The following is a 7,800-nucleotide window of genomic DNA, read 5'->3' on the forward strand; positions in this document are numbered from 1 at the left end:
CTTTCAATGTCTGTCGATGAATTTCACACTGCGTTTCCGGTTTGAAATCTGCTGGATTTCATTGGGCTTCAGTGCTGCGATGGATGAAGTATCCGGCGCATCAGCAGGCATCAGGTTGAAAGGTTTAGCCATTCATCATCGATAATTTCGATGATTCAGATCAAGGAATTAGGGCCATGTTGAAGCTCACGCTGGAAGCCATAGAAACCATCGACGCCATTGCCCGCCAAGGCTCGTTTGCAGGCGCCTCCGAGCGGCTGCACAAGGTGCCGTCCACCATCTCATACGCCGTGAGCAAGCTGGAAGATCAGTTGGGCTTGGCCCTGTTCATCCGCAACGGTCCGCGCGTCACGCTCACGCCGGCCGGGCAAGAGATGCTCAAGGAGGGGCGCTGGCTGCTGGCGGCCGCGCAGCAGCTCGAATCGCGGATGCGGCAGATCGCCACGGGCTTCGAGTCCGAACTGCGGCTGATGCACGACTCGCTCATCCCCACACACGCGTTCAACCAGGACATCTGTGCGTTTGAAGACCTGAACTGCGGCACGCGCCTGCGCATCAGCAGCGAAGCCTTGACAGGCACCTGGGAGGCGTTGCGCGAAGGGCGCGCAGACATCGTCGTGGCCGCAGGCGAAGGCCCCGCGGGCGGCGGCTACAAGGCAGTGGCCGTAGGCAGCCTGGCCTTTGCGTTCTGCGTGACGGCCACACACCCGCTGGCCAAGCTGCAGCGGCCGCTCACGCGCAGCGACTTGCTGGAACACACGGCCGTGGTGGTGGGCGACGGGGCGCGCTCGCTGAACGACCGCACGGTGGGGTTGCTGTCGGGCCAGCGCCGCATCACCGTGCCATCGATGCAGGCCAAGATCGCTTGCCAGGCCGCCGGTCTTGGCCACGGTTTTGTGCCGCGCGCCTGTGTTCGCGTGGAGCTGGAGAACGGCATTCTGGTGGAGCTGCAGGTGGAGGAGCCCCGCCCGGACGAAACCTTCTGGCTGGCCTGGCGGCCCGAGCACATGGGCGAGGCGCTCAAGTGGTGGCGCCACCGGCTGGACCGCCCGCTGTTGCCGGGCATCCTGCCGTATTGAAGCGGGAACGCTGTGCGGGCCAACGGCAGGCAGCACCGCACAATCACTTCCAATTTGATAGCTGCTTGCGCTTATGGATCAAACACTGGCGGTCATTTCATTTTCAAATCTGTGCCACGGACACCCCGTGCGTACGCACAGCGTAAACAAAGGGGCCGAAACCCCTTTTTTTCTTATCAACCCAGTTGCTGCAGCAAAGCGTGCGCACCCTGCTCTGACGACGCCGGGTTTTGCCCCGTGATCAGCGTGCCATCGGTCAGCACATAGGGCGCCCAGTCGGGGCCTTTGGAATACACGCCCCCGTTGGCCTTGAGCATGTCTTCCACCAGGAACGGCACGATCTTGGTCAACTGCACCGCGTCTTCTTCGGTATTGGTAAACCCCGTCACCTTCTTGCCCTTGACCAGGGGCGACCCATCGGGCGCCTTGGTGTGGCGCAGCACGCCCGGTGCGTGGCACACCAGCGCGAGCGGCTTGCCTGCGGCAAAAGTGTTTTCAATAAGGGCGATGGACTGCGCGTCTTCGGCCAGGTCCCACAGCGGGCCGTGGCCGCCGGGGTAGAACACGGCATCAAAGTCCCCGGCCTTCACGCTCGATAGAGGCACGGTGCTGGCCAGCTGCTGTTGCGCGGCGGCATCGGCCTTGAAGCGGCGCGTGGCCGCGGTCTGGGCGCTTTCGTCGTCGCTCTTGGGGTCTAGCGGCGGCTGGCCGCCGTGGGGCGATGCGATCGTGATCTGCGCGCCTGCGTCCTTGAACACGTAGTACGGGGCGGCAAACTCTTCCAGCCAGAAGCCCGTCTTTTTGCCGGTATCGCCCAGTTGGTCGTGGGACGTCAGAACCATGAGGATGTGTGCCATGGGTGTCGCTTTCGTTGTGGCGTTGATCGGGAGAACAGAAAACGACACCCTACCAGCCATGGGGCCCTTTGTCCCACGGTGCGCGCAGGTTGGCGGTATTGGCTTACAGCATGGCATTGCCGTGCGTGCCGTCGCCGCAGACCTTCAACGCAGCTGCCTCGCCAGAAACTCCACCACCTCGTTCTCCAGTGTGGCGTGGTAGGCCACGCGGTCGAAGCCCTCGGGGTTGGCGGCGGCGTCTCCCGCCTCGGACGCCAGCGGCCAGACGGACTGGGCCATGAAGGCAAAGTGGCCTGCTCCCGGCACCGTGCTGGCCTGTGCGGATGGCAGTTGGGCCGCCACGTAGCCGCCGTGGTACTTGCCGGTGAGCACGGCATCACGCTCGGCCACCATCAGCCGCACGGGCACGCTGATGGCCTTCAGGCTGTCGGGCGTGAACACCACCGCCATGGGCGCCATGGCCACCACAGCGCGGATGCGGGGGTCTGCCACCGAGACCAGCGGGCCGTCCTGTACGACGGCGGAGCCCTGCGCGGGCGCCTCAGCGGCAGCGGCAGCAGCCGGTACGGCCTGACCAGACTGGGCACGGCTCGGGAGCTTGCCCAGGCTGCAAAAACCAGGGTCGTCCGACACGCTGCCGCAATGCTGCGCTGCACGGGCCGGTTCTGCCTGTGCGCCAGCCAGGGCCAGCACGGTGTAGCCACCCGCCGAGTGCCCCACGGCGCCAATGCGCCCGGCCGGAATGCGGGGGCCCCATTCGGGGCTGGCCAGCAGCGCGTCCAGCACGCGGCTCACCTGGCGGGGGCGCTCGCTGAAGTAGTGGCCCGAGGTGATCATCAACCGGTCTTCCCAGTTGTCGCCCGGGTGGCGCAGTGCAGCCACCAGATAGCCGTCGGCCGCCAGGCGCGTGGCCAAGTTGTGGTGGCCCAGTTCGTGGCCACCGGTGCCGTGCGAGATGAGGACCAAGCCCTTGAGGGGCGCGGCTGCCACCGGCGCGCCCGGCGTGACCACGGGCCGCCACGGGCCCATGGGCTGGGTGCGCGCCACCACCGGGGTGGGGTAGAACAGTGCCACGGTCACGGGCTCGGCGCCAGGGACCACCAGGGTGCGCAGGCCGGCGTACTGGGCCGAGGCCGGCGTGGCCCAGGCCAGCAGCGCCACGAAAGCCACCAGCAGCGGGGCACGGGCCTTTCGCCATGCAGAGCGGAGGGCCAGAAAGAAGATGAGGGTCACGGTGCGCCTTTCGTCAAATGCCACCCAGAGGGGCGGCTTGACGGCACTGTAGGCGGCACAACCGGCGGGCTCCAGCGCCCTGCGACGAAACGCCGCTGCGCGGCGCGAAATGCGGAGCGGAAGGGGCGAGCGCATGCCCACCCTAACCGCCCTAACCGCCCTAACCGCTTGCAGCGCGGCTTCGAGGATTCGGTAGCTCACGGCGGGCCCGATCTCGCGCTGCTCGCCCAGGGTCACCATGCCATGCGCTCGATAGTGGCGGTGGATGGAGGGCGCGGGGGTGCGGGCGTGAATATTCGCTCCCCATTTCGTAGCACCCAGTGCTTAATCAACGAGCGCCCTATCCGTTTTCAACCAAAATCCAAAGCACCCTCGGCTGGCGATCGGCGTCCGGTCAGGCTGCACTCGAAGGGGCTCTGGACAAAGTCGGTGCGGTCATCGACGCAGGTGCCAAAGACGTATTCGGGGTACAGGTAGTCGTCCCCAAAGCGCATCAGATCGAGCGGCATGGTGCGCAGTACCGGCTGGCGCCCCTGCACCGCCACCGCCATGTACTCGGTCCACACCGGCAGCGCCAGCGTGCCGCCGGTGTGCCGGCCCAGGCTGCGCGGCTGGTCGTAGCCCATCCAGACCACCGAGGCCACGCCCGACGAATAGCCCGCAAACCACACGTCGCGCGCGTCGTTGGAAGTGCCGGTCTTGCCCGCCACGTCGGGGCGCCCGAGCGCCTGGGCCCGCCTGCCGGTGCCGTGCTCGACCACGTCGCGCAGCAGGCTGTCCAGCACGAAAGCGTTGCGCTCGGACACCACGGTGGCGCGGGGTGAGGGCCCGTCCGCCGCGTACAGCACCGCGCCGCCGCGCTTGCTCACGCTGCGAATCAGCCGGGGCTGGACCAGTGTGCCGCCGTTGGCGAACACGGCATAGGCCTGCGTGAGCTGCAGCGGGGTGACAGCGCCCGCGCCGAGCGCCAGCGGCAGCCGGGGCGGGTTGAGCGCGGGGTCGAATCCGAAGCGGGCTGCGAACTGCTGCACGTACTGCACCCCGGCCGCTTCCATCAGGTTGACGGCCACCATGTTCTTGGAGCGCACCAGGCCGCGCCGCGCGGAAATGAAGCCTTCGTAGTTGCCGCCGTAGTTGCGCGGGCTCCAGGCGGCGCGCCCCCGGGCGGCAGGGGTCACCACGCGCTGCGCGTCGTCCACCAGCGTGCCGGGCGCGTAGCCTTTTTCCAGCGCGGCCGAAAAGATGAACGGCTTGAAGGTGGAGCCGGGCTGGCGCAGGGCCTGCACCGCATGGTCGAACTGGTTCAGCGCGTGGTCAAAACCGCCGGCCAGTGCCAGGATCTCCCCAGTGTCTGCGTCCAGCGAGACCAGGGCCCCCTCCATGCCCGGCAACTGGGCCAAGCGCCATTGCTGTCGCGCATCAGCCACCACGCGGATCACCGCACCGGGCGCAATGCGCCGCCCCGGGGACGCTGTGGGCGAAAGCGCCGCCCGTGCGTCCGCGCTCAACCGGCTGCGCGGAATCTGCACGCGCGTACCGTCGCGCAGCACGGCGGTGACGCCCTGGGCCGGCGACGCCTCGCGCACCAGGGCCGCCCGCAGTTCACCGCTGTCCGGAAAGGCCGCGAGGGCCGCGCGCACCTCGCGGCGATGGCCGGTGGGCACGCGGGCGGCCACCCAGGCCTCTGGCCCCGCATAGCCCTGGGCCTCCTGGGCGCGCAGCAGCCCGGCGCGCAGGGCCTGCGTGGCGGCCCGCTGGTCGGCCACTCTGAGGGTAGTGACCACATTCAGGCCCAGCGCGTACGCATCGTCGCCAAAGTGGGCCACCACCGTCTTGCGTGCCTGCTCCACGGCAAAGGCCGCTGCCGGGTCGATGGAACGCGTCTGCGTGCGCAGCGTGAGCACCTCGGCACTGGCCGCGTCGTAAGCGGCGCTGTCCAGGTAGCCCAGCGCGTGCATGCGTTGCAGGATGTACTGCTGGCGCACGGTGGCGCGCTCGCGGTTGACGACGGGGTTGTAGGCTGAAGGTGCCTTGGGCAGGCCGGCGAGCATCGCCGCCTCGGCCACCGTCAGCTCGTCCAGGGTTTTGTCGAAGTACACCGACGCTGCCGCTGCGAAGCCGTAGGCGCGCTCGCCCAGGTAGATCTGGTTCATGTACAGCTCCAGGAGCTTGTCCTTGCTGTACGTGGCCTCCAGCTTGTAGGCCAGCAGGATCTCCATGAGCTTGCGGCTGTAGGTTTTCACGCGGCTCAGAAAGAACACCCGCGCCACCTGCATCGTGATGGTGCTGGCGCCCTGGGCGTGTTCGCCAGACACCACGTTGCGCAGCGCGGCGCGCGCCAGGCCGGTGAAGTCCACCGCGCCGTGCTCGTAAAAGCGCGCGTCTTCAATGGCCAGCAGCGCCTGGCGCACATGCAGCGGGATGTCGCCGACGGGCACGACCTCGCGGCGCTCCTCGCCAAACTCCGCCAGCAGGCTGCCGTCGCGCGCATAGATGCGCAAGGGCCGCATGGGGTCGTAGTCGGCCAGGTGGTCCACGGCGGGCAGTTGCTGCCACAGCAGATGGAGCACCCAGGCCCCGCCGGAGCCCCCGGCCAGGACCAGGCCCACCAGGAACCCGCAGATGAATTTGAGCGCCGAGCGCTTGGGGTGAGGCGCACCGCTGGGCACGGCGACAGACGGAGATGATGACGGCATGGGAGGGAACTCGGGCTGGTGCAGTGCCCGTTCCAAGACGGGCCTGCGGCGCCTCTCCCCCTGTCCCTGTTACCTGAGAGTTTCAGCTGCGGTGGCAGCCAGCCCCTTCGGTGGACCCCACCCGCGTTGCGCGATGGTGGCGGCCTCTCTCCAGTCGGCGATGGTCTCTTGCGGTCCGGTTGCCTGAGCGATGATGGGAGTTTGCGCCTTCGGCGGGGGCGCCGTACGCCCCGCTCTCCCGCAAGAGAAGGGTTGACTCTAACCCACGCGCACAAACCAAACCGGGCTTCAAGGTCATTGGCCCGGGGTCTTGGGCCTATTCGCTGGCACGCCTGGTGCGCAGCGTTACAGCGCGGCTTCGAGGATGCGGCGGCTCACGGCGGGCGTGATCTCGCGCTGCTCGCCCAGCGTCACCATGCCGTGCGCTTCGAGCTGCGCCACCACGGTGTCCACCACCTCGCTGCCCAGGCCGTAGCCCGACAGGCGCGTGGCGATGCCCATGGCCTCAAAGAAATCGCGCGTGCGCTCGATGGCCGCCGTGATGCGTTCGTCGTCGGTGCCGGTGGTGATGCCCCATACGCGCTCGCCATACTGCAGCAGCTTGGCGCGCTTGGCCACCCGGCGCTCGTTCAGCAGCGCGGGCAGCACGATGGCCAAGGTGCGCGCGTGGTCGATGCCGTGTAGCGCCGTCAGTTCATGGCCGATCATGTGCGTGGCCCAGTCCTGCGGCACGCCCGCGCCGATCAGGCCGTTGAGCGCCATGGTGGCGGCCCACATCAGGTTGGCGCGGTCGTCGTACACGGGCTCGGTGGCCGTGAGCAGGCGCGGGCCCACCTCGATCAGCGTCTGCAGGATGCCTTCGGCAAAGCGGTCCTGCACGGGCGCGTTGACCGGGTAGGTCAGGTACTGCTCCACCGTGTGCACAAACGCATCGACCACGCCGTTGGCCAGCTGCTGGGGCGGCAGGGTGTAGGTCTTGGTGGGGTCGAGCACCGAGAACACAGGGTAGGTGTGCACGCTGCCAAACGACAGCTTGGCACCCTTGCCGCGGTGGGTGATGACGCCACCGTTGTTCATCTCCGAGCCCGTGGCGGGCAGCGTGAGCACCGAGCCGAACGGCATGGCGCCCTTGATATTGCGGCCGTGCTTTTCAAGGATGGCCCAGGGGTCGTCGCCTTCGAAACGGACAGCGGCCGCGATGAACTTGGTGGCGTCGATCACCGAGCCACCGCCCACGGCCAGCAGAAAGTCAAAGCCCCCTTCGCGGATCTGTGCCACGGCCTTCATGGAGGTTTCATAGCTCGGGTTGGGCTCGATGCCGCTGAAGGTGGCGTGCTGGCGATCGCCCAGCGCGGCGCGCACCTCGGCCAGCGTGCCGGTCTTTTCGGCACTGGCGCCACCCACCAGGATCAGCACCTTGGCGGCAGCGGGCACCAGCTTGGCCAGGTCGGCAATGCGGCCCTGGCCGAAGGCGATGTGGGTGGGGTTGTGAAAGTCGAAGTTCAGCATGGGAATCTTTCTGAGGAAGACGGGCGCGGGCGCCGCTGGGGCACGCATTGTGCGGCGCACCCGTCCGCGGGCCGCGTCGCGCGCGCGATAACCCTGTGGCCACCACCGCCAAGCCGGGCGCCCACGGCGGGGACGGGCCATCGGGGGTAAGGCGCCGTTCAGCGCCTCCGAGTGCGCGCGCCCTTGGGGCGCGGGGCGCCGCGGCAGCAAAGCGGGAGCGGGAGCGGGAGCGGGAGCGCCCGAGCGGCTCGACCGGAGGTGGAGTCAGGTGCTGCGTGTCACCACGCTTCCCCTGAAATGCTTGCCAAAATACATGTACATAAATAAGGGGTATCTGCTTAGCTCCAGTAGCTCCGTTGATACTGTGATTTCATCCAGCAATGGTATCCGATTGCCTCTCCCCGGTATTCTTGCTCACGACATCCC

At 67.7% G+C, this 7,800-nt stretch carries 6 protein-coding genes and 1 riboswitch; of the genes, 1 reads left to right on the forward strand and 5 read right to left on the reverse strand.

Annotation, left to right across the window (positions count from 1 at the left end):
• Positions 1-3: 3 nt before the first annotated feature.
• Positions 4-132, reverse strand: a complete 129-nt coding sequence (locus ASD94_RS24200) for a hypothetical protein (protein WP_255357461.1) — start codon at positions 130-132, stop codon at positions 4-6.
• A 44-nt stretch (positions 133-176) separates the two neighbouring features.
• Between ASD94_RS24200 and ASD94_RS21585 the strand changes: the two genes are divergently transcribed.
• A complete protein-coding gene (locus ASD94_RS21585) occupies positions 177-1,079 on the forward strand; it encodes a LysR family transcriptional regulator (protein ID WP_056647597.1) in 903 nt (300 codons plus the stop codon).
• A gap of 176 nt (positions 1,080-1,255) precedes the next feature.
• Here ASD94_RS21585 and ASD94_RS21590 read toward each other — a convergent pair whose 3' ends face one another.
• The 4 genes from ASD94_RS21590 to ASD94_RS21605 all read right to left on the reverse strand — a co-directional run bounded on the left by ASD94_RS21590 (position 1,256) and on the right by ASD94_RS21605 (position 7,374).
• Positions 1,256-1,936 carry a type 1 glutamine amidotransferase domain-containing protein gene (locus ASD94_RS21590; protein ID WP_056647599.1) on the reverse strand — a complete coding sequence of 227 codons (681 nt, stop codon included), beginning with the start codon at positions 1,934-1,936 and terminating at the stop codon, positions 1,256-1,258.
• A gap of 144 nt (positions 1,937-2,080) precedes the next feature.
• Positions 2,081-3,409: a serine aminopeptidase domain-containing protein gene (locus tag ASD94_RS21595; protein ID WP_235510727.1), complete on the reverse strand. Its 1,329-nt coding sequence runs from the start codon at positions 3,407-3,409 to the stop codon at positions 2,081-2,083.
• 110 nt (positions 3,410-3,519) lie between these two features.
• Complete coding sequence (locus ASD94_RS21600) at positions 3,520-5,865, reverse strand: penicillin-binding protein 1A (protein ID WP_056647602.1); 2,346 nt, start codon at positions 5,863-5,865, stop codon at positions 3,520-3,522.
• Positions 5,866-6,026: 161 nt separating this feature from the next.
• Positions 6,027-6,116, reverse strand: a riboswitch (glycine riboswitch).
• 94 nt (positions 6,117-6,210) lie between these two features.
• A complete protein-coding gene (locus tag ASD94_RS21605) occupies positions 6,211-7,374 on the reverse strand; it encodes an iron-containing alcohol dehydrogenase (protein ID WP_056647605.1) in 1,164 nt (387 codons plus the stop codon).
• Between the last annotated feature and the right edge of the window lie 426 nt (positions 7,375-7,800).

The sequence above is a fragment of the Acidovorax sp. Root70 genome, assembly GCF_001428225.1.
Lineage (GTDB): Bacteria > Pseudomonadota > Gammaproteobacteria > Burkholderiales > Burkholderiaceae_C > Acidovorax.